Raw genomic sequence first — 26,280 nt, 5'->3', positions numbered from 1 at the left:
TGGCGGCTCCGGGCCACGAACCGACGACAAGGCACTGCTGTGAACATGCGCAACCAGTGGCCGGTCCTGCCCGTGGTGGCGGGGCTGGCCTGCGGCCTGTTGACCGGCTGCGGCTCCGGCACCGACGATGCCAAGGGCACCGGCCAGGCCATGGTGATGGGGATGTCCGACGACGTCCTGGCCACCGACCCGGCATCCGGCTACGACCCCGGCTCCTGGCTGCTGTTCAACAACGTCTTCCAGTCGCTCCTCAGCTTCCCCAACGGCGGCACCCAGCCGGAACCGGAACTGGCGAAGTCCTGCGCGTTCGGTGACGCGCGGGCCACCGTCTTCAAGTGCGAGCTGAAGCCCGATCTGAAGTTCAGCAACGGCGACTCCCTCACCTCCGAGGACGTCAAGTTCTCCTTCGACCGCCTGCTGAAGATCAACGACGCCGCCGGTCCGGCTGTCATGTTCCCGACGCTGGAGCAGATCGAGACGCCCGACGAGAAGACCGTCGTCTTCCACCTCAACGCCCCCGACGCGACCTTCCCCAGCAAGATCGCCTCCGGTGCGGGCTCCATCGTCGACCACCGCCAGTACGACGCCGGTGCCCTGCGCACCGACCACAAGGCCATCGGCTCCGGCCCCTACACGCTCGACTCCTTCGACAAGGGCCAGGCCGTCTTCTCGGTCAACTCCCACTACCGGGGCACCGCCGACATCAAGAACTCCGGCGTCACCCTCAAGTTCTTCCACGGCGACCAGAAGGCCCTGAAGAAGGCCCTCCTCGGCGGCGACGTCGACATCGCCTACCGCGGCCTGAGCGCCACCGACATCACCGGCATCGACGCCCAGGAAGGCACCAAGGGCATCGACGTCATCGAGGGCAGCAGCGCCGAGGTCCAGCACCTCGTCTTCAACATGAAGGACCCCGTCGCCGGAAAGCTCGGCGTCCGCAAGGCCATCGCCCACCTGCTCGACCGCGACGCCCTCATCCACAACGTCTACCAGGGCACCGCCACCCCGCTGTACTCGATCATCCCGGCCGGCATCATCGGCCACAACACCGCCTTCTTCGACACCTACGGCGCCCGCCCCTCTCGGGCCAAGGCCGCCCAGGCCCTGCGCGCCGACGGCATCACCGGCAAGGTCAAGCTCACCCTCTGGTCCACCCCCGCCCGCTACGGCCCCGCCACCGACGCCGAACTCCGCGCCGTCGCCGCACAGCTCAACGCCAGCGGCCTCTTCGACGCCGACGTCAAGTCCGTCGACTTCGGCCAGTACGAGAAGGACATCGCCGCGGGCAAGTACGGCGTCTACGTCAAGGGCTGGGTGCCCGACTACCCCGACGCCGACAACTTCACCGCCCCCTTCTTCGGCAAGGGCAACGTCCTGTCCAACGGCTACGACAACAGCCGCCTGACCGGCACCCTGCTCCCGGCCACCGCCGCCCAGAGCGACCGCGCCGCCACCGACAAGGACTTCGCCCAGGTCCAGGACATCGTCGCCGACGAACTGCCCATCCTGCCCGTCTGGCAGGCCAAGCAGTACGCCGTCGTCCGGGACGGGGTCTACGGCCTCGAGTACTGCCTCGACGCCTCCACCGTGTTCCGCTTCTGGGAACTCAGCAAGAGCTGACCCCCCCGCGAAAACACCGAGGGCGCCCCTCCCACCAGGAAGGGGCGCCCTCAGTCGTACCGGCTACTGCGCGCCCGGCCGCACCAGACCACTCTCGTACGCGTACACCGCCGCCTGCACCCGGTCCCTCAGGCCCAGCTTCGTCAGCACATGCCCCACATGCGTCTTCACCGTCGTCTCGCTCACGAACAGATCCGCCGCGATCTCCGCGTTCGACAACCCCCGCGCCACCAGCTTCAGCACCTCCACCTCACGGTCCGTCAGCGTGTGCAGCGTGCTCGGCGCGGGCTCCTCACCCGACGGCAGATGCGTCGCGTACTTGTCCAGCAGGCGACGCGTGATGCTCGGCGCCAGCATCGCCTCACCCGCCGCCACCACCCGGATCGCCTGCACCAGCTCGTCCGCCGGAGCGTCCTTCAGCAGAAAACCGCTCGCCCCCGCCCGCAGCGCCTCCACCACGTACTCGTCCAGATCGAACGTCGTCAGCACCAGCACCTTCGCCGGACCGTCCCGCTCCGGACCCGTGATCTGCCGGGTCGCCTCCACCCCGTCCATCCGGGGCATCCGGATGTCCATCAGCACCACATCCGGCTGCAGCGCACGCACCTGATCGAGCGCCTGCAGACCGTCACCGGCCTCACCGACGACCGCGATGCCCGCCTCCGCCTCCAGGATCATCCGGAACCCGGTGCGCAACAGCGGCTGGTCATCGACCAAAAGGACACGGATGGCCACGTGACAACTCCTTCGCTAGACCGGCCCCATTCTGCCCACATCCTCCGCACCGGACTCCGCCGCCCTCACACCGAGCGGATACGGCGGGGGAGTACCCCCGAACTCCGGACACACCGCCTGGTGATCGCACCAGCCGCACAGCTTCGTCGGCCGCGGCCGCCACACCCCCGACTCCGTCGCCTCCCGGATCGCCGCCCACAACGCCAGCAGCTTCCGCTCCACCCGCTCCAGATCCGCGGGCACCGGGTCGTACGTCAGCACATCCCCACTGCCGAGATACACCAGCTGCAACCGCCTCGGCACCACCCGCTTCAGCCGCCACACCACCAGCGCGTAGAACTTCATCTGGAACAGCGCGTCCTCCGCGTACTCCGGCCGCGGCGCCTTGCCCGTCTTGTAGTCGACGATGCGCACCTCACCCGTCGGCGCCACATCCACCCGGTCGATGATCCCGCGCAGCCGCAGCCCCGAATCCAGCTCCGTCTCCACGAACAGCTCACGCTCCGCGGGCTCCAGCCGCGTCGGGTCCTCCAGCGCGAACCAGCGCTCCACCAGCCGCTCCGCCTCACCCAGCCAGCGCGCCAGCCGCTCACCCTCCGGATCACCCTCGAACAGCTCCGAGACCTCCGGACGGCTCTCCCGCAACCGGTCCCACTGCGCCGGGATCAACGACTTCGCCCACGGCGCCGTACGCTCCGCCGCCGGCACGTCGAACAACCGCTCAAGCACCGCGTGCACCAGCGTGCCCCGCGTCGCCGCCTCACTCGGCTTCTCCGGCAGCCGGTCGATCACCCGGAACCGGTACAACAACGGACACCGCATGAAATCACTCGCCCGCGACGGAGACAGCGACGACGGCGCCACGACGACCCGCGCGACACCCTCCGCGCCGCCCTCGCCACCGCAAACGCCCTCAGGGCCCCTGTCCGCACCACTGCTCTCCATGACCCCAGACCATACGGCCCGGCACCGACAGCGACCCAGCCCGCGCACCCCCCGCCCCGGGAACACCAGGGTGCCGGAGCGGACCGCGCCACCCCGGCCGCATACCATCGACCCGAGACCCTTCCGCCCGGCCACGCGCGGAAGACGCTTCGAACGAGGGGACACCGTGGACGTGAGCGGCGGGAACGGGCAGCCGCGGCCGGACGAGAACCACCCGGCCGAGCACCCCCCAGTGCCTCCGACCCCGAACCCGGAACACGACCCCGAACACGACAAGGGCAAGCCCGAACGGCCCGAACCCGGCGACACCGCCGACCACGCCGGGCACGAGCACGAACACCGCTCCCTCGCCCACGCCGGGATCGCCCGCACCGACCCGCCCCCCGAGCGCCCCAAGGAACCCGGCGGCGGCATCCTCATGGGCCGCCCCTTCGGCGTACCCGTCTACGTCGCCCCCAGCTGGTTCCTCGTCGCCGCCCTCATCACCTGGGTCTTCGGCGGCCAGCTCGACCGCGTCCTGCCCGAACTCGGCGCCCTGCGCTACCTCGTCTCCCTCTTCTTCGCGGTCGTCTTCTACGCCTCCGTACTCGTCCACGAACTCGCCCACGTCATCGCCGCGCTCCGCTTCAAACTCCCCGTCCGCCGCATCCAGCTCCAGTTCTTCGGCGGCGTCTCCGAGATCGAGAAGGAAGCCGAGACACCCGGCCGCGAATTCGTCCTCGCCTTCGTCGGCCCCCTGCTCTCCCTCGTCCTCGCCGGACTCTTCTACCTCGCCCTCAAACCCGTCCAGCCCGGCACCGTCCCCGGCGTCCTCCTCGCCGGACTGATGATCTCCAACCTCATCGTCGCCATCTTCAACCTGCTGCCCGGCCTCCCCCTCGACGGCGGCCGCATGCTCCGCGCCGTCGTCTGGAAGATCACCGGCAAACCCATGACCGGCACCGTCGCCGCCGCCTGGGTCGGCCGCGCCCTCGCCGTCTCCGTCCTCATCGGACTGCCCCTGCTCAACCAGTCCGGCACCTTCGGCGGCGACCAGGACCTCAGCGGCATGGACACCGTCACCGACGCCCTGCTCGCCGCCATCCTCGCCGCCATCATCTGGACCGGCGCCGGAAACAGCCTCCGCATGGCCCGCCTGCGCGAACACCTCCCCGACCTCCGCGCCCGCACCCTCACCCGCCGCGCCGTCCCCGTACAGAGCGACACCCCCCTCTCCGAGGGCCTGCGCCGCGCCAACGCCGCCGGAGCCCGCGCCCTCGTCGTCGTCGACACCGACGGCACCCCCCTCTCCCTCGTCCGCGAAGCCGCCATCGTCGGAGTCCCCGAACACCGCCGACCCTGGGTCGCCGTCAGCGAACTCGCCCAGGACCTCACCGACGGCATGCGCGTCTCCGCCGAGCTCTCCGGCGAGGAACTCCTCGACACCCTCCGCGCCACCCCCGCCACCGAGTACCTCGTGATCGAGAACACCGGCGAGATCTACGGCGTCCTCTCCGCCGCCGACGTCGAACGCGCCTTCGTCAAGGCCATGGCCCGCCCCTCCTGACCGCACCCGGACCATGGTCCGCACCCCCCGCGGCTGCCGGTAAGCTGGTCACATGTCCGAACCGACCGGTGCCGCCCGCAGGCGCGGGCCCTTCAAGGTCGGGGACCAGGTTCAGCTGACCGACCCCAAGGGCCGCCACTACACGTTCACGCTCGAAGCCGGGAAGAACTTCCACACCCACAAGGGCTCCTTCCCGCACGACGAACTGATCGGTGCTCCCGAGGGCAGCGTTGTCCGCACCACCGGCAACGTGGCCTACCTCGCGCTGCGCCCCCTGCTCCCCGACTACGTCCTGTCCATGCCCCGCGGCGCCGCCGTGGTCTACCCCAAGGACGCGGGGCAGATCCTGGCCTTCGCCGACATCTTCCCCGGCGCCCGCGTCGTCGAAGCGGGCGTGGGCTCCGGCTCCCTCAGCAGCTTCCTGCTCCGCGCCATCGGCGACCAGGGCATGCTGCACTCCTACGAGCGCCGCGAGGACTTCGCCGAGATCGCCAAGCAGAACGTCGAGCGCTACTTCGGCGGCGAACACCCCGCCTGGCAGCTCACCGTCGGCGACCTCCAGGACAACCTGTCCGACACCGACGTCGACCGCGTCATCCTCGACATGCTCGCCCCCTGGGAATGCCTCGAGGCCGTCTCCAAGGCCCTCGTCCCCGGCGGCATCCTCTGCGCCTACGTCGCCACCACCACCCAGCTCGCCCGGACCGTCGAGTCCATCCGCGAGATCGGCTGCTTCAACGAGCCGACCGCCTGGGAAAGCATGATCCGCAACTGGCACATCGAGGGCCTCGCCGTCCGCCCCGATCACCGCATGATCGGCCACACCGGCTTCCTCCTCACCGCCCGTCGCCTCGCCGACGGCGTCGAACCCCCCATGCGCCGCCGCCGCCCCGCCAAGGGCGCCTACGGCGACGACTACGCCGGACCCAACGCCGACGGCGGCGCGGGCCGCTGACCCGCACCCACCCGGCACAACACGAGGGCGCCGTGCCCCAGTTCCCCACCACTCGCGGGAACTCGGGCACGGCGCCCTCGCATTACCCCCGACCCGGCACCCCCCCCGCCCGCGTCCGATCCGCACCCGCCCCGCCGTTCCCACCCACCGTGACGTGTGACACCATGCTGGCCACCCCTTCACCGGCACAGCCCCACAGGAGACCCTCCTAGTGCAGCAATCCGCCGTCCCGGAGCTCGCCCGCACGGACACCCGGCCCATCCACTGGGTCGCCACGGCCACCGCGGTCGCCGGCGTGATCGCACTGACCTCCCTCGTACAGCCCGGCCCGGCCACCGCGGCCCAGCCGACCACCGCCACCGAGGCCAGGCCCGCCCCCGCGCCCACCGCCACCACCCCGCCCGGCACCACCGGCGTCGCCTTCCCCCTGGACTGCGGCCCCGTCAAAGCCGTCGTCGCCCACCAGGCCACCGGCGACCTCGACGGCGACGGCAGACCCGAAACCGTCGCCGCCGTCCACTGCGACGCCGCCATGGGCACCCCGCCCGACGCCCTCTACGTCCTCACCCGCGACCTCGCCGACGGCAGGCCACGCGTCGTCGCCACCCTCGTCCAGCCCGCCGACCGCCTCACCGTCACCGACCTCCACCTGACCGCCCGGACCGTGACGGCCACTCTGCTCGGCTACTCCACCGACGACGTACCCAGCTGCTGCCCCGACGTCAGGAAACCCGCCGCCTGGCACTGGAACGGCCACGCCTTCCTGCGCTCCACCCCCGGCGACACCCGAGGCGTCTGAACCCCTCGCGCGCCTCCGGGCCGAAACGCACGAGGGCGCCCGCATGCCACCACATGCGCGCGCCCTCGGGAAAACCGTGCCGGGCGGCCCTCAGTCCGCCTCGGGCCCGAACACCTCGACCCTGTCCGAAACGCGGCGTACATGGATGCACGCCCCCGGACACTCCTTCGCCGAGTCCACCACGTCCGCGAGCAGCGGCAACGGCACCGGCGTCGTCGCGCCCACACCCTGGAGCAGCTCGTCGTCCGCGTCCTTCACATAGGCCAGCCCGTCGATGTCCAGCTCGAACACCTCCGGCGCGTACTGGGCGCAGATCCCGTCACCGGTACACAGGTCCTGGTCGATCCAGACCTCCAGCGCCTCGCCGTCCGGGGCCTCCTGCTGCACGCTCATCTCTCCTGACCTGGATTCGCCGGGCGGATGCGCCCGGCGGCTGTCTAACATCACGACCCTACCTCCGCCGCCCGCACTCCCGCCCTGCGCGACCAGGCGGGGAGCCTGCTCCGGAACGACGACATCCGGCCGCCCCGGACATGACACCCAACGGACCGCGTCGTCACTCAGTGTGACAACCCCATGAACCCCCACGACCCCCCTCGACGCGCCCCACCACCCCGCCCAGGACAACTCCGGCCACTCCTGAAGGGTCTTGACAGCGGCCGACCCGGAACAAGCGGCTTCCGCATCACGTTCAGTGGGTATCCCCTCCGTGCGAGAGGGAGCGCACCGGGTGACCGACGACACACCTTGACAGTCTTTTTGATCTAGGGGTTTCAATCGACACCCACCCAGGTAGGGTCTGGAAGCGTCCAGCTCCCCTTGGAGGAGGTGAGGACCGTGGCAGCCCACGACGACGACATCAACCGCGGCATCCGCTCGGGACGAGGGTCCGACGACCCTGCCGGGCAGATCGCCTATCTTGAGCAGGAGATCGCCGTCCTGCGCCGCAAGCTCGCCGACTCTCCGCGGCACACGAGGATTCTCGAGGAGCGGATCGTCGAGCTTCAGACCAACCTGGCCGGCGTCTCCGCACAGAACGAGCGCCTGGCCAACACACTCCGCGAAGCCCGCGACCAGATCGTGGCCCTCAAGGAGGAAGTCGACCGGCTCGCCCAGCCGCCGGCCGGCTTCGGAGCCTTCCTGCAGGCCAACGAGGACGGCACCGCCGACATCTTCACCGGCGGCCGCAAGCTCCGCGTCAACGTCAGCCCGAGCGTCGAACTCGACACCCTCAGGCGCGGCCAGGAAGTCATGCTCAACGAGGCGCTCAACGTGGTCGAGGCCATGGACTACGAGAGCGTCGGCGACATCGTCACCCTCAAGGAGATCCTCGAGGACGGCGAACGAGCCCTAGTACTGGGACACACCGACGAGGAACGCGTGGTCCGGCTCGCCGAACCGCTCCGGGGCGTCACCATCCGCCCCGGCGACGCCCTCCTCCTCGAACCCCGCTCCGGCTACGTCTACGAAGTCGTGCCCAAGAGCGAGGTCGAAGAACTCGTCCTCGAAGAAGTCCCCGACATCGGCTACGAACAGATCGGCGGACTCGGCGGCCAGATCGAGGCCATCCGCGACGCCGTCGAGCTCCCTTACCTCTACCCCGACCTCTTCAAGGAGCACGAGCTGCGCCCGCCCAAGGGCGTCCTCCTCTACGGACCTCCCGGATGCGGTAAGACCCTGATCGCCAAGGCCGTCGCCAACTCGCTCGCCAAGAAGGTCGCCGAAGTGACCGGACAGGCATCGGGCAAGAGCTTCTTCCTCAACATCAAGGGCCCCGAACTGCTCAACAAGTACGTCGGCGAGACCGAGCGGCAGATCCGCCTCGTCTTCCAGCGTGCCCGGGAGAAGGCCAGCGAAGGCACCCCCGTCATCGTCTTCTTCGACGAGATGGAATCCCTCTTCCGCACCCGCGGCTCCGGCGTCAGCTCGGACGTGGAGAACACCATCGTCCCCCAGCTCCTCGCCGAGATCGACGGCGTCGAGGGCCTGCAGAACGTGGTCGTCATCGGCGCCTCCAACCGCGAGGACATGATCGACCCCGCCATCCTGCGGCCCGGCCGACTCGACGTGAAGATCAAGATCGAGCGTCCGGATGCCGAAGCGGCCAAGGACATCTTCGGCAAGTACCTCACCGAGCGCCTCCCGCTGCACTCCGACGACCTCGGCGAGCACGGCGGCGACAAGGAGATCACCGTCCAGAGCATGATCCAGACGGCGGTCGAGCAGATGTACGCCGAATCCGAGGACAACCGCTTCCTGGAAGTCACCTACGCCAACGGCGACAAGGAAGTCCTCTACTTCAAGGACTTCAACTCCGGCGCCATGATCGAGAACATCGTGGGCCGCGCCAAGAAGATGGCGATCAAGGACTTCCTCGACAAGAGCCAGAAGGGCCTCCGCGTCTCCCACCTCCTCCAGGCGTGCGTGGACGAGTTCAAGGAGAACGAGGACCTGCCCAACACCACCAACCCCGACGACTGGGCCCGGATCTCCGGAAAGAAGGGCGAGCGGATCGTCTACATCCGCACCCTCATCACCGGAAAGCAGGGCGCGGACACCGGACGGTCCATCGACACGGTGGCGAACACCGGTCAGTACCTGTAAAAGGCCGAGCGGCTGCGGATGCCCGCCTCGGGCATCCGCAGCCGCTCGCTTTTCAGGCCACGACCGGAGCAGTCAATGACGCAAATGATCTCCCCACCAGTGCAAAGGCGTTCTAGGCTCATTCCTACCGCCGAGTCGCGCAGTGCGGGGACGGGCACCGCACACGCACCGGAGCGCCAGCGGTACGCGAGCGACACCCAAGACAGAGGGTGCCGCCGGGCAAGGAGGGCCGCATGACCGTACGGCGAGTAATGGGCATCGAGACGGAGTACGGCATCTCCGTCCCCGGCCACCCCAACGCCAATGCCATGCTCACCTCGTCCCAGATCGTCAACGCCTACGCGGCGGCGATGCACCGGGCCCGCCGGGCCCGCTGGGACTTCGAGGAGGAGAACCCGCTGCGCGACGCGCGAGGCTTCGACCTCACCCGGGAGGCCGCCGACTCCAGCCAGCTCACCGACGAGGACATCGGCCTCGCCAACGTCATCCTCACCAACGGCGCCCGGCTCTACGTCGACCACGCCCACCCCGAATACAGCGCCCCCGAGGTCACCAACCCGCGCGACGCCGTCCTCTGGGACAAGGCGGGCGAACGCATCATGGCCGAGGCCGCCGAACGCGCCGCCGCGCTGCCCGGCGCCCAGCCCATCCACCTCTACAAGAACAACACCGACAACAAGGGCGCCTCCTACGGCACGCACGAGAACTACCTGATGAAGCGGGAGACCGCCTTCTCGGACATCGTGCGCCACCTGACGCCCTTCTTCGTCTCCCGCCAGGTCTTCGCGGGCGCCGGCCGCGTCGGCATCGGGCAGGACGGCCACGAACACGGCTTCCAGCTCAGCCAGCGCGCCGACTACTTCGAGGTCGAGGTGGGCCTGGAGACCACCCTCAAACGGCCCATCATCAACACCCGCGACGAACCCCACGCGGACGCCGAGAAGTACCGCCGCCTGCACGTGATCATCGGCGACGCCAACCTCTCGGAGATCTCCACCTACCTCAAGCTGGGCACCACCGCACTGGTCCTCTCCATGATCGAGGACAACTTCATCGCGGTGGACCTCGCGGTCGACCAGCCCGTCCGCACCCTCCACCAGGTCTCCCACGACCCCTCCCTCCAGCACCTCGTCACGCTGCGCAGCGGGCGCACGCTCACCGCCGTGCAACTCCAGATGGAGTACTTCGAGCTGGCCCGCAAATACGTCGAGGAGCGCTACGGCGCCGACGCCGACGACCAGACCAAGGACGTCCTCGTCCGCTGGGAGGACACCCTCACCCGGCTGGAGAGCGACCCCATGAGTCTGGCCGCCGAACTCGACTGGGTCGCCAAACGGCAGCTCATGGAGGGCTACCGCCGCCGCGACGACCTCGACTGGGACGCGCCCCGGCTGCACCTGGTCGACCTCCAGTACGCCGACGTACGCCCCGAGAAGGGCCTCTACAACCGCCTGGTCGCCAAGGGCCGCATGAAGCGGCTGCTGGACGAGGCGGAGGTCGAGCGGGCGCGTACCAAGCCGCCGGAGGACACCCGGGCCTACTTCCGCGGCCGGTGCCTGGAGCAGTACGCGGACGACGTGGCCGCGGCCTCCTGGGACTCGGTCATCTTCGACCTCCCCGGCCGCGATTCGCTCCAGCGGGTGCCAACCCTGGAACCGCTTCGCGGAACGCGAAATCACGTCAAGGAGCTGCTGGACCGGTGCCGGACCGCCGACGAGCTGGTCAGGGTGCTCTCCGGCAATTGAAACCCCGGCCCGGGGCATTGATTCGGCTCCCTTCGCAGGGTGGAAATCCCGGCGTCAGGGAATCATCGAGATGGCCCCCGTACGTTCCTGGAACTACGGGGCCGATGTCGGACCCGGCTTGTAGGGTCTGATCATCAGCGAACGGCGAACTGAGCGGGGTGAGGGTTATGGCGACCAAGGACACCGGCGGCGGCCAGCAGAAGGCCACACGCTCCACCGAAGAGGTCGAGGAGCAGACCCAGGAAGCACAGGGCTCCGAAGACCTCAAGGAACGACAGGAAAAACTGACCGACGACGTCGACTCGGTACTGGACGAAATCGATGACGTACTCGAGGAAAACGCCGAGGATTTCGTGCGCTCCTTCGTGCAAAAAGGCGGCGAGTAAAGGCCGGTTGGCGAAGTCGCCTTCGAAGTGAAGGGTGCGGGGGAATCGGGTGGCTGAGGGATCGACCGCGAAACGCTGCGGGAAGTGCGAGCGGGAGCTGGCTCCCGCGGCGTTCGCGCGGGACCGGAACCGAGGCGACGGCCTCCAGCCGTACTGCCGGGAATGCGTGGCGAAATACAGTGCCTCGCATTACCGGCGCCGCCGTGAGGCCATGGGGAAGTCGGTCCGGGAGAGCGTGGACGTGCCGTCCGGGCACAAGCTCTGCCGGGCGTGCGGCGAGGTCAAGCCGCACAGCGAATGGCATCGCAACGCGAGCGCTTCGGACGGCCTGTCCACCCGATGCCGAGCCTGCCGGGCGGCCTACGGTCGGCAGGACCACCTCAAGCGCAATTACGGCCTCAGCGAGTCCGAGCGGGACGCCCTGATCGCCTCGCAGGGCGGTGTCTGCTGCATCTGTCTTTCTGCTCCGCCCGCACATGTGGATCACTGCCATGAGACGGGTAGGGTCCGAGGCGTACTGTGCTTCAGCTGCAATGCCGCGCTGGGGCAGTTGAGGGATCGGCCCGATGCCATAAGGCGGGCTGCTGCATACGTGGAAGGAAACGCGTGGAAGCCAACACTCGTAGCACCGGGCGTCTACCAGCTGCCTTCCTGACGCCTGGGTCGTCCTCCTTCATGGACTTCCTGTCGGACCACCAGCCGGAGCTGCTGCCGGGCAAGCGGACGCTGCCGCCGGTGCAGGGTGTGATCGAGGCCCCGCACGGGACGACGATCGTGGCCGTCACCTTCCCCGGTGGTGTGGTGCTCGCCGGTGACCGCCGCGCCACCATGGGCAACGTCATCGCGCAGCGGGACATCGAGAAGGTGTTCCCGACGGACGAGTACTCCGCGGTCGGCATCGCCGGCACGGCGGGTCTGGCCGTGGAGATGGTGAAGCTCTTCCAGCTGGAGCTGGAGCACTTCGAGAAGGTCGAGGGCGCCCAGCTGTCCCTGGAGGGCAAGGCGAACCGCCTGTCGACGATGATCCGCTCCAACCTCGGCATGGCCATGCAGGGCCTGGCCGTGGTGCCGCTGTTCGCGGGGTACGACCTGGACCGCGAGAAGGGCCGCATCTTCTCGTACGACGTGACGGGCGGCCGTAGCGAGGAGCACAACTTCGCGGCGACCGGCTCGGGCTCGGTGTTCGCGCGCGGTGCGATGAAGAAGCTGTTCCGCGGCGACCTGACCGAGGAGGAGGCCACCACCCTGGTGGTGCAGGCGCTGTACGACGCGGCCGACGACGACTCGGCGACCGGTGGTCCCGACGTCGCCCGCCGGATCTATCCGATCATCACGGTGATCACCGACGAGGGCTTCCGCAGGCTGACCGAGGAGCAGGCGTCCGAGCTGTCGCGCGCGGTGCTGCAGCGGCGGCTGGAGGAGCCGGACGGTCCGCGGGCCGCCCTGCTCTGAGCGGGCGTGCTCGGTCTTCGCAGTGAGGTGATCCCAGTGACCATGACAGAAAGGGACGGATAACCGGTGTCGACGCCGTTCTATGTCTCACCCCAGCAGGCCATGGCGGACCGCGCCGAGTACGCCCGCAAGGGCATCGCGCGCGGTCGCAGCCTGGTGGTCATGCAGTATGCCGACGGCATCGTGTTCGTCGGCGAGAACCCGTCCCGTGCGCTGCACAAGTTCAGCGAGATCTACGACCGGATCGGTTTCGCGGCCGCCGGTAAGTACAACGAGTACGAGAATCTGCGGATCGGTGGTGTGCGGTACGCGGATCTGCGGGGTTACACCTATGACCGTGACGATGTGACCGCGCGCGGCCTGGCGAACGTGTACGCGCAGACGCTGGGCACGATCTTCTCCTCGGCGGCCGAGAAGCCGTACGAGGTGGAGCTGGTGGTGGCGGAGGTCGGCGGGACTCCGGACGGTGACCAGATCTACCGGCTGCCGCACGACGGTTCCATCGTGGACGAGCACGGTTCGGTGGCGGTCGGCGGCAACGCGGAGCAGATCAGCACGTTCCTGGATCAGCGGCACCGGGACGGGATGAGTCTGGCGGAGGCGCTGAAGCTGGCGGTGCAGGCGCTGTCGCGGGACACCAACGGCGGTGAGCGGGAGATTCCGGCGGAGCGTCTCGAGGTGGCGGTGCTGGACCGGACGCGTCCGCAGAAGCGGAAGTTCAAGCGCATCGTGGGCGGTCAGCTGTCGCGGCTGCTGGCGGCGAACGGCGCGGCGACCGAGGCGGAGAGCGCGGACGACCCTGAGGACGCTCCGGGTTCTCCGGGTGCGGCGGGCCCCGAGAAGGGGTGAGGCGCGCTCGCGCGGTGTTTTTCAGGTGCCCTCGGCCGGTTTCCGGTCGGGGGCGCTTTGTGTTGGTGGCGCCCGGTGGGCCCTAGGAGGGCCGTGGCGGGGCCGTGGAGGCGCGGGGGATGAGCTGGACCGGGATGTCCCCGTGGTCGGGCTCGCGGCCGTCCAGGACGGCGAGGAGGGCTCGCATGCCGCGTTCGCCGAAGAGTTCGGCGTCGAGGCGGACGGTGGTGAGTTCGGGGTCGAGGGCGGTGGCGAGGGCGAGGTCGTCGAGGCCGGTGACGGAGATGTCGTCGGGGATGCGCAGGCCGAGGCGGCGCAGGGCCTTGTAGGCGCCCGCGGCGAGTTTGTCGTCGTCGCAGACGATGGCGGTGGGGCGGGGGCCGGGGGTGGCGAGGGCGGCTTCGGTGGCGGCGCGGGCGGCGTCGATGGTGATGGGCGCGTGGGTGGTGGTGAGCCGGGTGCCGGGGGTGGTGGCGAGGCGGGCGGCGAGTTCGCGGGCGCGGATCTCGAAGGTCCAGGAGGGCACGTCGGCGGCGAGGTGGAGCAGGTGGCGGTGGCCGAGGCCGAGGAGGTGGTCGGTGACCTGGCGGACGCCGTCGGTGATGTCGAGGTTGACGGTGGCGGCGCCGAGGCTGCCCGCGGGGTCGCTGTCGAGCATGACGAGGGGGAGCTGGTCGCCGCTGATGGCGGTGAGGGCGTCGGCGGCCATGGAGGAGGCGATGACGCCGTCGAGGGCGGCCTGGGCGGAGGCGAAGGGGTCGCGGGCGGGGCCGACGCCTTCGGGGGAGGGGTAGAGGACGACGCCGAAGCCGTGTTCGGCGGCGACGCGGGCGGCTCCGGTGTAGACGCCCGCGAAGAACTCGGTGGTGAGGGCGGGGACGACGAGGAGCACGGTGCGGGTGTGGCCGAGGCGGAGGTTGCGGGCGGCGAGGTTGGGCCGGTAGCCGAGGTCGGTGGCGGCCTGGCGTACGCGTTCGGCGGTGGTCTCGGCGACGCGGCCGCGCCATTTGTCGCCGAGGACGAGGGAGACGGCGGCCTGGCTGACTCCGGCCGCGCGGGCGACGTCACGGCTGGTCGGGCGCGTGCTGCTGGGTGCCACCGCGGGCGTGCTCCTCTGGTGCTGTGTGGACGGTCGGACAGCGCACATGGTACGTATGAAAGCGCTAGTTATACGTAACACTTCGGGGACATCGCGACGCCGGTCGGGGGTGCCGGAGCGGCCGCTGAAGGGGCGGGACATGGCGACGGGTTATCTGGAGATCCTGCGGGCGCGGCATGCGCTGCGGCTGCTGACGGGGACGCTGGTGGGGCGGCTGCCCAACGCGGTGGCGCCGATCGCCATGGTGCTGTTCGTGCGCGCGGAGGGCGGTACGTACACCCTGGCGGGCGCGCTGGCGGCGGTGTACGGGGTGGCGAACGCGGTGGGGCAGCCGCTGCTGGGCCGGCTGGTGGACCTGTACGGGCAGCCGCGGGTGCAGTTGCCCGCGGCGGTGGGGTCGGCGCTGGCGATGGCGGGGTTCGCGTTCTGCGGGATCGGTCCGCTGGGTCTGGCGTACGCGCTGGTGGCGCTGTCGGGGCTGCTGACGCCGCCGCTGGAGGGCGGGCTGCGGGCGCTGTGGCCGTCGGTGCTGCGCCGGGGGGATCAGGTGCACACGGCGTACGCGCTGGACGCGGTGGCGCAGGAGGTGATGTTCACGGTCGGCCCGCTGCTGGTGACGTTGTGCGTGTCGGCGTGGTCGGAGCGGGCGGCGCTGCTGGTGCTGAACCTGCTGGGGGTGCTGGGGGCGCTGTCGGTGGTGGTGTCGGCGCCGTCGCGGGCGTGGCGCTCGGAGCCGCGGGAGGCGCACTGGCTGGGTGCGCTGCGCTCGCGGGGGCTGCTGGCGTTGCTGGGGGCGTTCCTGTTCGTGGGGATCGCGATGGGGTCGATCACGGTGGCGTCGGTGTCGTACGCGGACGGGCACGGCGGGGACGCGGTGTACGGCTGGATGATGGCGGGGCTGGGTCTGGGCGCGCTGGTCGGCGGGACGGTGTACGGGGTGCGGCACTGGCCGGGGGTTCCGGAGCGGCGGCTCAGGGTGCTGGTGGCGTTGCTGGCGGTGTGTTACCTGCCGTTGCTGCTGATGCCGGGCACGGTGGCGATGGTGTTGTTGTCGGTGGTGTCGGGGGTGTTCCTGGCGCCGTGCATCGCGTGCGCGTTCATCATCGTGGACCGTCATGCTCCGGCGGGGACGGTGACGGAGGCTTTCTCGTGGCTGGTGACGACGTTCATGGTGGGCGCGTCGGTGGGGACGGGGCTCGCGGGGCCGGTGGTCCAGTCGGGTGGTGCGTCGTGGGGGTTCGCGCTGCCGGGGGTGGCGGGGGGTGTGTCGTTGCTGGTCCTGCTGGCCACGGGACGGGTGCTGACGGCTCCCGTCGGGGGCGGTGTGGTTGCGGCTTCATCGGAAAATGATCCAGATCGTGCTGCCGAACCCCGTTTCAGTTCAGGGGATCGGGCGTAATGTTCAGTCATGGACCGCCGCATTTTCGGGCTGGAGAACGAGTACGGCGTCACGTGCACGTTCAGGGGACAGCGGCGTCTGTCTCCTGACGAGGTGGCGCGGTACCTCTTCCGCCGTGTCGTGTCATGGGGCCGCAGCAGCAATGTCTTTCTGCGGAACGGTGCCCGGCTGTATCTCGACGTGGGCTCACATCCGGAATACGCGACACCCGAGTGTGACAATGTGACCGAGTTGGTCACTCACGACAAGGCCGGCGAGCGCATTCTCGAGGGACTCCTGGTGGACGCGGAACGACGCCTGCACGAGGAGGGAATCGCGGGCGACGTCTACCTCTTCAAGAACAACACCGACTCGGCGGGCAACTCCTATGGTTGCCACGAGAACTATCTGGTGGCGCGGCACGGGGAGTTCTCCCGGCTCGCGGACATCCTCATCCCGTTCCTGGTGACCCGGCAGCTGCTGTGCGGCGCGGGCAAGGTGCTGCAGACGCCGCGTGGTGCGGTGTACTGCGTGAGCCAGCGGGCGGAGCACATCTGGGAGGGCGTGTCGTCGGCGACGACGCGTTCGAGGCCCATCATCAACACCCGTGACGAGCCGCACGCGGACGCCGAGCGCTATCGGCGGCTGCATGTCATCGTGGGTGACTCGAACATGTCCGAGACGACGATGCTGCTGAAGGTCGGTGCCACCGATCTGGTGCTGCGCATGATCGAGGCGGGCACGGTGATGCGGGATCTGACGCTGGAGAACCCGATCCGGGCGATCCGTGAGGTCAGTCATGACATCACCGGGCGGCGCAAGGTGCGTCTCGCCAGTGGCCGGGAGGCGTCGGCGCTGGAGGTGCAGCGCGAGTACTTCGACAAGGCGGTGGACTTCTGTGACCGCCGGGGCATCCGTACGGGTACGGTCGCGCAGGTGCTGGAGCTGTGGGGCCGGACGCTGGACGCGATCGAGTCGGAGGACCTGGACCGCATCGGTACCGAGATCGACTGGGTGATGAAGTACAAGCTCATCGAGCGGTACCGCGAGAAGCACAACATGACGATGTCGCATCCGCGGGTCGCGCAGATAGACCTCGCGTATCACGACATCCACCGGCGTCGTGGGCTGTACTACCTGCTGGAGAAGAAGGGTCAGGCGGCGCGGATCTGCAATGACCTGAAGATCTTCGAGGGCAAGTCGGTACCGCCGCAGACGACTCGGGCGCGGCTGCGTGGTGATTTCATCCGGCGGGCGCAGGAACAGCGCCGGGACTTCACGGTCGACTGGGTGCATCTGAAGCTCAACGACCAGGCGCAGCGCACGGTGTTGTGCAAGGACCCGTTCCGTTCGGTGGACGACCGGGTGGAGAAGCTGATCGCCGGAATGTAGGAGCGGCCCCTCCGGTCGCGGCTTTTGGCGCCGTATTGCCTTCGAGCGCCACACGGGCGCCGTACGTTTCCCGTACGGCGCCCTTGTCACGCCGTAGAGTTGCGCGCACCAATCCGCAAGATCGACCGATTACGAGGCATCTCCCGTGCGCCGACGCTCACTCCTCCTGGCCGCCGTTCCCGCTGGACTGGTCACGCTCGCCGGGTGCGGCGACGGCGATTCGAAGTCGAGCAAGTCCAGTGCGTCCCCCTCGCCGTCGGCGTCGTCGCCTCCGCCGCCGAAGATCGTGGAGGGGCCGCTGCCGGCGATCACGGCGGGGACGAACTTCGGGGAGAAGCCGACGGTCGCCAAGGGGTCGGGGGACCCGTCGAAGGACCTGGCGGTCAAGACGGTGATCGCGGGCAACGGCCGCACGGTGGCGGAGAACGACTTCATCCAGGCGAACTACCTGGGCCAGATCTGGAGCTCGGGGAAGGTCTTCGACAACTCCTACGACCGCAATCCGCTGGTGCTGCAGCTGGCGCAGGGCAGCATCATCGACGGCTGGCGGTACGCGCTGACGGGGAAGAAGATCGGCAGCCGGGTGGAGATCGCGGTGCCGCCGACCTGGGGGTACGGGCCGTCGGGCAATGAGCAGGCGGGGATCAAGGGTACGGACACGCTGGTGTTCGTGATCGATCTGCTGGACTCCTTCAACGCCAAGAGTTCGGCGAAGGGCAAGGAGATCCCGCAGACGGACGCGGCGCTGCCGAAGGTGGCCACGAACACGGACGGCAATCTGCCGAAGGTGACGCTGCCGAAGTCGGACCCGCCGAAGAAGCTGGTGTCGAACTACGTCCTGGAGGGTGACGGGGACGAGGTCACCAAGAAGCAGGCGATCCTGTGCCAGTTCCAGGGGTTGGAGTGGCAGGGCGGCCGGACGTTCCAGAAGACGTACGGTTCGGGGCGGCTGAGCCAGTTCTCGGTGGAGCAGATGGAGCAGGTCGTGAAGGGACTTGCGCAGGGGGTCACGGGGAAGAAGGTCGGCAGCCGGGTGCTGATCGTGGTGCCGCCGGACCTGGGCTACGGCGACAATCCGCCGAGCGGGAGCGGTATCAAGAAGGGCGCCACGCTGGTCTTCACGGTGGACATCCTCGCGGCGATGTAGCGTTCCGGGCGCCGGAGCTGCGGGGATGACAGACTGTCCGTGTTTCGTTTCGTACACAAGCAGGAGCTTTTGACGTGAGCATCGACAAGCCCGAGGTCGACTTTCCGGGCGGCGAGCCGCCGGCGGACCTTGAGATCAAGGACATCTGGGAGGGCGACGGCGAGGTCGCCGAGGCGGGCGACTTCGTCAAGGTGCACTACGTGGGCGTCGCGTTCTCCACGGGTGAGGAGTTCGACGCGTCCTGGAACCGCGGCACGCCGCTGGACTTCCAGCTCGGTGCCGGCCAGGTCATCCAGGGCTGGGACAAGGGTGTGCAGGGCATGAAGGTCGGCGGCCGTCGCCAGCTGGTCATCCCGGCGCACCTCGCGTACGGCGACCGGGGTGCCGGTGGCCGGATCGCGCCGGGTGAGACGCTGATCTTCGTCTGCGACCTCGTGGGCGTCGCCAAGCGCTGACCTGAGCCGATCTGATCGGTTCTGATCGAAGTGGGGCCCGTGCCTGGTGCACGGGCCCTTCTTCTTCGACCCTTGTCGTCCGCGTAGGCCCTTCTTCTTTGCTCCGGCTTTTGCCGCGCCACCCCGGAGCGGTACGGTCAACGGTCGGAAGCATCTGAGGGAAGGCGTAGGGCGTCGATGGCCATTGCCAAGGCCGAGCGGCTGATGAACCTCGCGCTGTGCCTGCTCGGCACACGGCGGCCGCTCAGCAAGCGCGAGCTGCGCGGGTCCATCGAGGCGTACCTGGAAGCCGGGTCGGACGACTCCTTCAACCGCATGTTCGAGCGGGACAAGGACGATCTGCGCGAGCTGGGCCTGGTCATCGAGACCGTGGAGAACCTCGAGGGCGACGTCGGCTATCTCGCCCGCCGCGACAGCAACCGGCTGCCCGCGATCACCCTGGACGCCGAGGAGGCCGCGGCCCTGGGCCTGGCCGCCAAGGTCTGGCAGCAGGCCCGGCTGGCCGGTGCGGCCAGCGGCGCCCTGCAGAAGCTGCGCGCGGCCGGGCTGCCCGAGGACGTCGACCCCTATGGCTCGCACGGCGCGCTGGAGCCGCGCATCCCCGTGCACGAGGCCGCCTTCGAACCGCTGATGCTGGCCTGCCGGGACCGCCGTCCGGTCGTCTTCGACTACCGCAAGGCGTCCGCCGCCCGCCCCGAGACCCGGCACGTCGAGCCGTGGGCGCTGGAGTGCTGGCGCGGCCACTGGTACCTGGCGGGTCACGACCGTGAGCGGGGCGCGGAGCGCGTGTTCCGGCTGTCCCGGATCACCGGCAAGGTCCGGGCGCGCGGTACGGGCTTCACCGCGCCGGTGCCGGACGTGGTCACCGTGCGGGAGACCGTCGCCGGGTGGGCGGGGGAGACCGCCGACCGCTCGGCGCTGATCCGGCTGCGCGCGGGTGCCGGTTACCCCTTGCGGGCCAAGGCCGGCAAGGTGCGGGAACTGGGTGACGGCTGGGACGAGTTGGAGATTCCGTACGGGCACGGGCTGGATGCCTGGCTGGTGGAGTTCGGGCCGGACGTGGTGGTGCTGGAACCGGCCGAGCTGCGTGCGGACGTGGTGGACCGGCTGCGTGCCGTGGCCAAGGGCTGAGGGGGAGCGGAACCAAGACCATGGCAGGCAAACCGGCAAGGCCCGTGAACGCCATCGACCAGACCCGGCGGATGCTCTCGCTGGTCACGTATCTGCGTGAGCGCCCCGGCGCCCGGATCGCGGACGTGGCCCGCGCCTTCGGCATCACCGAGGACGAACTCGTCTCCGACCTGGACGTGCTGCCCATGTGCGGCACCAGTTTCCGGGGCGGGGATCTGCTGGACATCGACACCGACGGCGAGCGCATCTGGTGGCACAACCCGGCGGCGCTCGGCGAGGACGCGGCCGAACCACTCCGGCTCGCCGCCGACGAGGCGACCGCGCTGCTGGTGGCCGCCCGCGCGGTGGCCACGCTGCCCGGGCTGCGCGAGAGCGACCGGCAGGCGCTGGTGCGGGCCACCGCCAAGGTGGAGACCGCCGCCGGTGAGGCGGCCGGGGCCAGCTCCCGGCTGTCGGTGACCTTCGAGTCCGAGGGCGGTGTCTTCGCCGACGTGGACCGGGCCATCTCCGAGCGCCGCAGGCTGTGGGTGCGCTACTACTCCCCGGCCCGGGACGAGCTGACCGAGCGGGAGATCGACCCGATCCGCCTGGTCAGCGTGGGGCACACCTACGTCGAGGCGTGGTGCCGCCGCTCGGAGGCGCGCCGTACCTTCCGGCTGGACCGGGTCGCGGAGATCCGCATCCTGGACGAGCCCGCCGCGCCGCCCGAGATAGAACCGCGCGACCTGTCCGAGGGGCTGGTGCAGCCCGCCGCCGAGGACCCGGAGGTCGTGGTCGAGGTCGGCCCCGGCGGTCGCTGGGTCGCCGAGTACTACCCGCACGACAGCGCGGAGGAGCTGCCCGACGGAGGCCTGCGCATCACGCTGCGCACCCCCGACCCGGCCTCCCTGCGGCGCCTCGCCCTGCGGCTCGGCCCGGACGGCCGGATCGCCTCACCGCCCGACCTCGCCGACCGCGCCCGCCGGGCCGCCCGCGAGGCCCTGGCGGCGTACGAGGGGCCGGAGCACACGTCGTGAACGAGACGTCGGCGCCGGTGACGCGCGAGGTGACGGCGGCCGCCGCGTTCGCCGGGATGCGGAGTGTCGTCCCCGTGGTGTTCAAGGCGGCCTGCCCCGGTTGCCGGGGCCGGTTCGAACTCGCCGCGGGCGCGTTGCGGCTGGCCGTCGGCGGCTCCAGCCGGACCACGTTCTACTCCTTCACCTGCCCCGAGTGCGGTACGGCGGTGCGCAAGCCCGCCGGGGAGCGGATCGTGCAGCTGCTCAGCGGGGCCGGGGTGCGGACCCTGCGGCTGCACTCGGCCGTCTGAGACGGTCTAGGCTCGTCCTCATGTTCTGGCCGATGTTCGCGGTAGCCATGGGTTTTCTGGGTCTCGCCGTCCTCGGGGTGTTCGCCGTCCGGGTGTTCCTGGCGGCGCGGCAGCTCGGTGTGCAGGTGGCCGATTCCGGGCGCCGGATCAGCCGGGCCGCCGAGGACCTGGAGCGGGCCGCGGTGAGCACCGCCCGCGCCGCCGACACCTTCTGACCTGCGCGGCGGCCAGGACGCCGGACACGCCACAAGCGGTTTGCGTCACTTCGCCCTGTCATGCGGGACAGGCGTGCGGGTACGCTGCTGATCGCGGTGCGGATAACGAGGCGCGTACCGCCGACCGGGAGTACGCACGGGGATTGCCTCCCGTTTACCCCTGAGCGTTACGATCGCTGCCGGCCCACCTTCTCGGACGCCTGTCCGAGCGGCCGGGCAGCACCCCCACCCCCGCCTCGGTGAGAAGGTACACACTCATGATCGGAAGGCTCGGTCCTACCGAGATCATTCTCATCCTCGTCGTCGTCTTCCTGCTCTTCGGCGCGAAGAAGCTTCCGGACATGGCCCGCTCGCTGGGCAAGTCCGCGCGCATCCTCAAGAGCGAGGCCAAGGCGATGAAGGACGAGAGCAACGCCTCCGGCCCGGCCGCCTCGCCCGCCCCCGGGGAGCAGCCTCCCGTGCAGCGCACCATCCAGTCCGCTCCCGGCGACGTGAACAGCGCCCGCCCGGTCAACGAGCCCTCGGACACCCCCCAGCGCTGACCCGCGGCCGCATTCCCGGCCTGCCGCACGAGATGAGGACGTGGGTTGCTCAAGTCTGCCCGCAAGAAAGAGAAGGACCCCGAGGGGCGGATGCCCCTCGTGGAGCACCTGCGTGAGCTGCGCAACCGGCTCGCGAAGGGCATGTTGGCGATCACGGTGGTCTCCGTGGTGGCCGCCTTCTACAGCCAGAACCTGATGTCCTTCCTCTCGCAGCCGGTCCCGCGCTGCACCCAGGGTCTGGGGGAGTCCACCGGAGGCTCCTGCGCCGTCATCGCCTACACCGACCTGCTGTCGCCCTTCACCACCACGGTGAAGGTCTGCTTCATGGCGGGTGTGGTCATCTCCAGCCCCGTCTGGCTCTACCAGCTGTGGGCGTTCATCGCGCCGGGCCTGCACCGCAACGAGCGCAAATACACCTACGGGTTCGTGGCCGCGGCGGTGCCGCTCTTCATGGCGGGCGCCTGGCTCGCCTACACGATCCTGCCGATCAGCATGCGGGTGCTGCTGGGCATCACCCCCGACGGGTCGGCGAACATCCTGCCGATGGACAAGGTCCTGGACTTCATCGTCCGGATGATCCTCATCTTCGGCGGCGCCTTCGAGCTTCCGCTGTTGCTGGTCATGCTGAACTTCGCCGGTGTGGTGACCGGGCGCCGCATGGCCGGCTGGTGGCGCGGTGTGGTCATGGGCGTCTTCGTCTTCGGCGCCGTCGCCACCCCCACCACCGACCCCTTCGGCATGATCGCGCTGGCCGGACCCATCGTGGTGCTGTACTTCATCGCCGTCGGCATCGCCCTGCTCAACGACCGGCGCCGTGAGCGCGCCGAGGAGTCCGCCGAGCTGGACGACGACGAGGCGTCACCGCTGGACCTCAGGCCGGAGCCGGTCGGTGGGGTGGAGCGGCTGTCCGCCGCGGTGCCCGAGCAGGGCCGCCAGACCGAGGCCCTGCCGCCGGGCCGGTACGACGGCTACGACGACGTCACCTGAGCGGACCAGGACCCGTGGTGAGGGGCCGGACGGATCTTCCGTCCGGCCCCTCATCCATGTGCGCCACCGGCTCGGAGCCGGTCATTCCGTTTCGGTGGGCGTGGGAAGCGATAATGATCGTCCTGTTGTCGGTTCGGCCCGGTACGCTCGAAAGCACGATGACAGAGGACCTCTCACCGGCCGAGCGGTACGCGGCGTCCCGAGTGCGGGCAGCCGAGCAGGCCACCGCGCTCGCGGGCTTCCGCGAGATGTACGACTTCGGTCTCGACGACTTCCAGGTGGAAGCCTGTCAGGCACTCGAGGGCGGCAAGGGCGTGCTGGTGGCCGCCCCCACCGGCTCCGGCAAGACGATCGTGGGCGAGTTCGCCGTCCACCTGGCCCTGGAGCAGGGCAAGAAGTGCTTCTACACGACACCCATCAAGGCGCTGTCGAACCAGAAGTACGCCGACCTGTGCCGCCGCTACGGAGCCGACAAGGTCGGCCTGCTCACCGGCGACAACAGCGTGAACTCCGACGCCCCGATCGTCGTCATGACGACCGAGGTGCTGCGGAACATGCTGTACGCGGGCTCCCAGACCCTGCTGGGCCTCGGCTACGTGGTCATGGACGAGGTGCACTACCTCTCCGACCGTTTCCGGGGCGCCGTCTGGGAAGAGGTGATCATCCACCTGCCCGAGTCGGTGACCCTGGTGTCGCTGTCGGCCACCGTGTCCAACGCGGAGGAGTTCGGCGACTGGCTGGACACCGTGCGCGGCGACACCGAGGTGATCGTCTCCGAGCACCGGCCCGTACCGCTGTTCCAGCACGTGCTGGCCGGGCGGCGGATGTACGACCTGTTCGAGGAGGGCGAGGGCCACAAGAAGGCCGTCAACCCCGACCTCGCCCGGCTCGCCCGGATGGAGGCCACCCGGCCCTCCTACCAGGACCGCAAGCGCGGCCGCGGCATGCGCGAGGCCGACCGGGAGCGGGAGCGCAGGCAGCGCCAGCGCGCCTGGACACCGGGCCGCCCCGAGGTCATCGAGCGCCTGGACTCCGAGGGCCTGCTGCCCGCCATCACCTTCATCTTCAGCCGCGCCGCCTGCGAGGCCGCCGTCCAGCAGTGCCTGTACGCGGGGCTCCGGCTCAACGACGAGGAGGAGCGCGAGCAGGTCCGCGCCCTGGTCGAGGAGCGCACCGCCAACATCCCGCCCGAGGACCTGCACGTCCTCGGCTACTACGAGTGGCTCGAGGGCCTGGAGCGCGGTATCGCCGCCCACCACGCGGGCATGCTGCCGACCTTCAAGGAGGTCGTGGAGGAGCTGTTCGTGCGCGGCCTGGTCAAGGCCGTGTTCGCCACCGAGACCCTCGCGCTCGGCATCAACATGCCCGCCCGTTCGGTGGTGCTGGAGAAGCTCGTCAAGTGGAACGGCGAACAGCACGCCGACATCACCCCCGGCGAGTACACCCAGCTCACCGGCCGGGCTGGGCGGCGCGGTATCGACGTCGAGGGCCACGCGGTGGTGCTGTGGCAGCGGGGGATGAGCCCCGAGCACCTGGCCGGGCTCGCGGGCACGCGCACCTATCCGCTGCGCTCCAGCTTCAAGCCGTCGTACAACATGGCGGTCAACCTGGTCGAGCAGTTCGGGCGGCACCGCTCGCGGGAGCTGCTGGAGACCTCGTTCGCCCAGTTCCAGGCCGACAAGTCGGTCGTCGGGATCTCCCGGCAGGTGCAGCGCAACGAGGAGGGCCTGGAGGGCTACAAGGACTCCATGACCTGCCACCTCGGCGACTTCGACGAGTACGCGCGACTGCGTCGCGAACTGAAGGACCGGGAGACCGAGCTGGCCCGGCAGGGCGCCAGCGAGCGGCGCGCCGAGGCCGCCGTCGCCCTGGAGAAGCTCAAGGCGGGCGACATCATCCATGTGCCCACCGGCAAGTTCGCGGGCCTCGCCCTCGTCCTCGACCCCGGCCTGCCCGCCGGGCGGACCGGTGGCCACCGGGGCTTCGACCACCACGACGGGCCCCGCCCGCTGGTGCTCACCGCCGAACGGCAGGTCAAGCGGCTGGCGTCCATCGACTTCCCCGTCCCGGTGGAGGCGCTGGACCGGATGCGCATCCCGAAGACGTTCAACGCCCGCTCTCCGCAGTCCCGCCGGGACCTCGCCTCCGCGCTGCGGACCAAGGCCGGGCACATCCCGCCGGAGCGCGCCCGGAAGAAGCGCGCACAGGCCGCCGACGACCGGCAGATCGCCCGGCTGCGCACCGAGATCCGCGCGCACCCCTGCCACGGCTGCGACGACCGCGAGGACCACGCCCGCTGGGCCGAGCGCTACCACCGGCTGCAGCGGGACACCTCGCAGCTGGAGCGGCGCATCGAGGGCCGTACCAACACCATCGCGCGGACCTTCGACCGCATCGTGGCCCTGCTGACCGAACTGGACTATCTGCGGGGCGACGAGGTCACCGCCAACGGCAAGCGGCTCGCCCGGCTCTACGGCGAGTTGGACCTGCTGGCCAGTGAATGCCTGCGCGAGGGCGTGTGGGAGGGGCTCGGCCCCGCCGAACTCGCCGCCTGCGTCTCGGCGTTGGTGTACGAGTCGCGGGTCAGCGACGACGCCATGGCGCCCAAGCTGCCCTCCGGCCCGGCCCAGAGCGCGCTCGGCGAGATGGTGCGGATCTGGGGGCGGCTGGACGGCCTGGAGGAGGACTTCGGGATCAGCCAGACCGAGGGTGTCGGGCAGCGGGAGCCGGACCTCGGGTTCGCCTGGGTCGCCCATCAGTGGGCCTCCGGGAAGGGGCTCGACGAGGTGCTCCGCGAGGCGGAGATGCCCGCGGGGGACTTCGTGCGGTGGACCAAGCAGGTGATCGACGTGCTCGGGCAGGTCGCGGCGGCTGCTCCTGCGGAGGGCTCGACGGTCGCCAAGAATGCGCGCAAGGCTGTTGATCAGCTGCTGCGGGGAGTGGTCGCCTACTCGTCCGTGGGGTGAGGTTCTCCGCGCCAAGAAGGGTCGGC

General features: G+C 69.8%; 25 protein-coding genes. 21 read left to right on the top strand and 4 right to left on the bottom strand.

Annotated elements, in window-relative coordinates; all coding sequences use genetic code 11:
* The first annotated feature begins 39 nt into the window (after positions 1–39).
* The gene (locus ACIPPM_RS28495) at positions 40–1,620 is read left to right on the top strand and encodes an ABC transporter substrate-binding protein (RefSeq protein WP_401452892.1); all 1,581 of its coding nucleotides are present in this window, start codon (positions 40–42) and stop codon (positions 1,618–1,620) included.
* A gap of 63 nt (positions 1,621–1,683) precedes the next feature.
* Here ACIPPM_RS28495 and ACIPPM_RS28490 read toward each other — a convergent pair whose 3' ends face one another.
* A complete protein-coding gene (locus tag ACIPPM_RS28490; RefSeq protein WP_384360587.1) occupies positions 1,684–2,355 on the bottom strand; it encodes a response regulator in 672 nt (223 codons plus the stop codon).
* 15 nt (positions 2,356–2,370) lie between these two features.
* A complete protein-coding gene (locus ACIPPM_RS28485; RefSeq protein ID WP_401452890.1) occupies positions 2,371–3,300 on the bottom strand; it encodes a RecB family exonuclease in 930 nt (309 codons plus the stop codon).
* Here ACIPPM_RS28485 and ACIPPM_RS28480 point away from each other — a divergent pair.
* The 3 genes from ACIPPM_RS28480 to ACIPPM_RS28470 all read left to right on the top strand — a co-directional run bounded on the left by ACIPPM_RS28480 (position 3,299) and on the right by ACIPPM_RS28470 (position 6,600).
* Complete coding sequence (locus ACIPPM_RS28480) at positions 3,299–4,846, top strand: site-2 protease family protein (protein WP_401452888.1); 1,548 nt, start codon at positions 3,299–3,301, stop codon at positions 4,844–4,846. The two genes, ACIPPM_RS28485 and ACIPPM_RS28480, sit on opposite strands and share 2 nt — an antisense overlap.
* Positions 4,847–4,898: 52 nt before the next feature.
* Complete coding sequence (locus ACIPPM_RS28475; RefSeq protein WP_389004769.1) at positions 4,899–5,801, top strand: tRNA (adenine-N1)-methyltransferase; 903 nt, start codon at positions 4,899–4,901, stop codon at positions 5,799–5,801.
* A gap of 211 nt (positions 5,802–6,012) precedes the next feature.
* Complete coding sequence (locus ACIPPM_RS28470) at positions 6,013–6,600, top strand: hypothetical protein (protein ID WP_401452885.1); 588 nt, start codon at positions 6,013–6,015, stop codon at positions 6,598–6,600.
* 90 nt (positions 6,601–6,690) lie between these two features.
* On the opposite strand, the gene ACIPPM_RS28465 is transcribed toward ACIPPM_RS28470, so the two are convergent.
* Positions 6,691–6,993, bottom strand: coding sequence for a ferredoxin (locus ACIPPM_RS28465; protein ID WP_389004767.1), 303 nt, complete (start codon positions 6,991–6,993; stop codon positions 6,691–6,693).
* 444 nt (positions 6,994–7,437) lie between these two features.
* Between ACIPPM_RS28465 and arc the strand changes: the two genes are divergently transcribed.
* From arc to prcA, 6 genes are all read left to right on the top strand, one after another.
* Complete coding sequence (gene arc / locus ACIPPM_RS28460) at positions 7,438–9,204, top strand: proteasome ATPase (protein WP_401452883.1); 1,767 nt, start codon at positions 7,438–7,440, stop codon at positions 9,202–9,204.
* Positions 9,205–9,437: 233 nt separating this feature from the next.
* On the top strand, positions 9,438–10,949 hold the full coding sequence (gene dop / locus ACIPPM_RS28455; protein ID WP_393915901.1) for a depupylase/deamidase Dop: 1,512 nt from the start codon (positions 9,438–9,440) through the stop codon (positions 10,947–10,949).
* 167 nt (positions 10,950–11,116) lie between these two features.
* Complete coding sequence (locus ACIPPM_RS28450; RefSeq protein ID WP_030812711.1) at positions 11,117–11,335, top strand: ubiquitin-like protein Pup; 219 nt, start codon at positions 11,117–11,119, stop codon at positions 11,333–11,335.
* Between the two features lie 49 nt (positions 11,336–11,384).
* Complete coding sequence (locus ACIPPM_RS28445) at positions 11,385–11,990, top strand: endonuclease VII domain-containing protein (RefSeq protein ID WP_401452881.1); 606 nt, start codon at positions 11,385–11,387, stop codon at positions 11,988–11,990.
* Entirely contained in the window at positions 11,942–12,787 is an 846-nt protein-coding gene (gene prcB, locus ACIPPM_RS28440) for a proteasome subunit beta (RefSeq protein WP_393596400.1), read from the top strand. Before ACIPPM_RS28445 ends, prcB begins: the two co-directional genes overlap by 49 nt.
* A 66-nt stretch (positions 12,788–12,853) precedes the next feature.
* Positions 12,854–13,636, top strand: a complete 783-nt coding sequence (prcA, locus tag ACIPPM_RS28435; protein ID WP_401452878.1) for a proteasome subunit alpha — start codon at positions 12,854–12,856, stop codon at positions 13,634–13,636.
* Positions 13,637–13,718: 82 nt separating this feature from the next.
* Here prcA and ACIPPM_RS28430 read toward each other — a convergent pair whose 3' ends face one another.
* The gene (locus ACIPPM_RS28430; protein ID WP_401452876.1) at positions 13,719–14,735 is read right to left on the bottom strand and encodes a LacI family DNA-binding transcriptional regulator; all 1,017 of its coding nucleotides are present in this window, start codon (positions 14,733–14,735) and stop codon (positions 13,719–13,721) included.
* Between the two features lie 139 nt (positions 14,736–14,874).
* Between ACIPPM_RS28430 and ACIPPM_RS28425 the strand changes: the two genes are divergently transcribed.
* From ACIPPM_RS28425 to ACIPPM_RS28375, 11 genes are all read left to right on the top strand, one after another.
* Positions 14,875–16,134: an MFS transporter gene (locus ACIPPM_RS28425; RefSeq protein WP_401452874.1), complete on the top strand. Its 1,260-nt coding sequence runs from the start codon at positions 14,875–14,877 to the stop codon at positions 16,132–16,134.
* Positions 16,135–16,143: 9 nt separating this feature from the next.
* Positions 16,144–17,505 carry a Pup--protein ligase gene (gene pafA, locus ACIPPM_RS28420; protein ID WP_389004760.1) on the top strand — a complete coding sequence of 454 codons (1,362 nt, stop codon included), beginning with the start codon at positions 16,144–16,146 and terminating at the stop codon, positions 17,503–17,505.
* Positions 17,506–17,650: 145 nt separating this feature from the next.
* The gene (locus tag ACIPPM_RS28415; protein WP_401452872.1) at positions 17,651–18,652 is read left to right on the top strand and encodes an FKBP-type peptidyl-prolyl cis-trans isomerase; all 1,002 of its coding nucleotides are present in this window, start codon (positions 17,651–17,653) and stop codon (positions 18,650–18,652) included.
* A gap of 74 nt (positions 18,653–18,726) precedes the next feature.
* A complete protein-coding gene (locus ACIPPM_RS28410) occupies positions 18,727–19,107 on the top strand; it encodes an FKBP-type peptidyl-prolyl cis-trans isomerase (RefSeq protein WP_401452870.1) in 381 nt (126 codons plus the stop codon).
* Positions 19,108–19,284: 177 nt separating this feature from the next.
* Positions 19,285–20,238, top strand: a complete 954-nt coding sequence (locus ACIPPM_RS28405; RefSeq protein WP_389004757.1) for a helix-turn-helix transcriptional regulator — start codon at positions 19,285–19,287, stop codon at positions 20,236–20,238.
* Positions 20,239–20,258: 20 nt separating this feature from the next.
* Positions 20,259–21,254, top strand: coding sequence for a helix-turn-helix transcriptional regulator (locus ACIPPM_RS28400; protein ID WP_401452868.1), 996 nt, complete (start codon positions 20,259–20,261; stop codon positions 21,252–21,254).
* Positions 21,251–21,544 (top strand): hypothetical protein, encoded by a 294-nt coding sequence (locus ACIPPM_RS28395; protein ID WP_401452866.1) that lies wholly within the window; start codon positions 21,251–21,253, stop codon positions 21,542–21,544. Before ACIPPM_RS28400 ends, ACIPPM_RS28395 begins: the two co-directional genes overlap by 4 nt.
* Before the next feature lie 20 nt (positions 21,545–21,564).
* Positions 21,565–21,759: a hypothetical protein gene (locus ACIPPM_RS28390; RefSeq protein ID WP_401452864.1), complete on the top strand. Its 195-nt coding sequence runs from the start codon at positions 21,565–21,567 to the stop codon at positions 21,757–21,759.
* 257 nt (positions 21,760–22,016) lie between these two features.
* A complete protein-coding gene (gene tatA / locus ACIPPM_RS28385; RefSeq protein ID WP_401452862.1) occupies positions 22,017–22,301 on the top strand; it encodes a Sec-independent protein translocase subunit TatA in 285 nt (94 codons plus the stop codon).
* Between the two features lie 90 nt (positions 22,302–22,391).
* Positions 22,392–23,288, top strand: coding sequence for a twin-arginine translocase subunit TatC (gene tatC / locus ACIPPM_RS28380; RefSeq protein ID WP_401453116.1), 897 nt, complete (start codon positions 22,392–22,394; stop codon positions 23,286–23,288).
* Positions 23,289–23,401: 113 nt separating this feature from the next.
* A complete protein-coding gene (locus ACIPPM_RS28375) occupies positions 23,402–26,254 on the top strand; it encodes a DEAD/DEAH box helicase (protein WP_401452860.1) in 2,853 nt (950 codons plus the stop codon).
* Positions 26,255–26,280 lie beyond the last annotated feature (26 nt).

The sequence above is a fragment of the Streptomyces sp. NPDC090119 genome (genome assembly GCF_044747085.1).
Taxonomy (GTDB): Bacteria; Actinomycetota; Actinomycetes; order Streptomycetales; family Streptomycetaceae; genus Streptomyces.
Note: the sequence above shows the minus strand (reverse complement) of the source record. Positions and strands in the feature narration are given on the sequence as shown.

Excerpts from the sequence above, each read along its gene's own strand:
- ACIPPM_RS28480 (WP_401452888.1), top strand. The coding sequence starts at position 3,299 with ATGACCCCAGACCATACGGCCCGGCACCGACAGCGACCCAGCCCGCGC.
- ACIPPM_RS28485 (WP_401452890.1), bottom strand. The coding sequence starts at position 3,300 with ATGGAGAGCAGTGGTGCGGACAGGGGCCCTGAGGGCGTTTGCGGTGGC.
- ACIPPM_RS28475 (WP_389004769.1), top strand. The coding sequence starts at position 4,899 with ATGTCCGAACCGACCGGTGCCGCCCGCAGGCGCGGGCCCTTCAAGGTC.
- ACIPPM_RS28465 (WP_389004767.1), bottom strand. The coding sequence starts at position 6,993 with ATGAGCGTGCAGCAGGAGGCCCCGGACGGCGAGGCGCTGGAGGTCTGG.
- dop (WP_393915901.1), top strand. The coding sequence starts at position 9,438 with ATGACCGTACGGCGAGTAATGGGCATCGAGACGGAGTACGGCATCTCC.
- ACIPPM_RS28450 (WP_030812711.1), top strand. The coding sequence starts at position 11,117 with ATGGCGACCAAGGACACCGGCGGCGGCCAGCAGAAGGCCACACGCTCC.
- ACIPPM_RS28425 (WP_401452874.1), top strand. The coding sequence starts at position 14,875 with ATGGCGACGGGTTATCTGGAGATCCTGCGGGCGCGGCATGCGCTGCGG.
- pafA (WP_389004760.1), top strand. The coding sequence starts at position 16,144 with ATGGACCGCCGCATTTTCGGGCTGGAGAACGAGTACGGCGTCACGTGC.
- ACIPPM_RS28405 (WP_389004757.1), top strand. The coding sequence starts at position 19,285 with ATGGCCATTGCCAAGGCCGAGCGGCTGATGAACCTCGCGCTGTGCCTG.
- ACIPPM_RS28400 (WP_401452868.1), top strand. The coding sequence starts at position 20,259 with ATGGCAGGCAAACCGGCAAGGCCCGTGAACGCCATCGACCAGACCCGG.
- ACIPPM_RS28390 (WP_401452864.1), top strand. The coding sequence starts at position 21,565 with ATGTTCTGGCCGATGTTCGCGGTAGCCATGGGTTTTCTGGGTCTCGCC.
- tatA (WP_401452862.1), top strand. The coding sequence starts at position 22,017 with ATGATCGGAAGGCTCGGTCCTACCGAGATCATTCTCATCCTCGTCGTC.
- tatC (WP_401453116.1), top strand. The coding sequence starts at position 22,392 with ATGCCCCTCGTGGAGCACCTGCGTGAGCTGCGCAACCGGCTCGCGAAG.
- ACIPPM_RS28375 (WP_401452860.1), top strand. The coding sequence starts at position 23,402 with ATGATCGTCCTGTTGTCGGTTCGGCCCGGTACGCTCGAAAGCACGATG.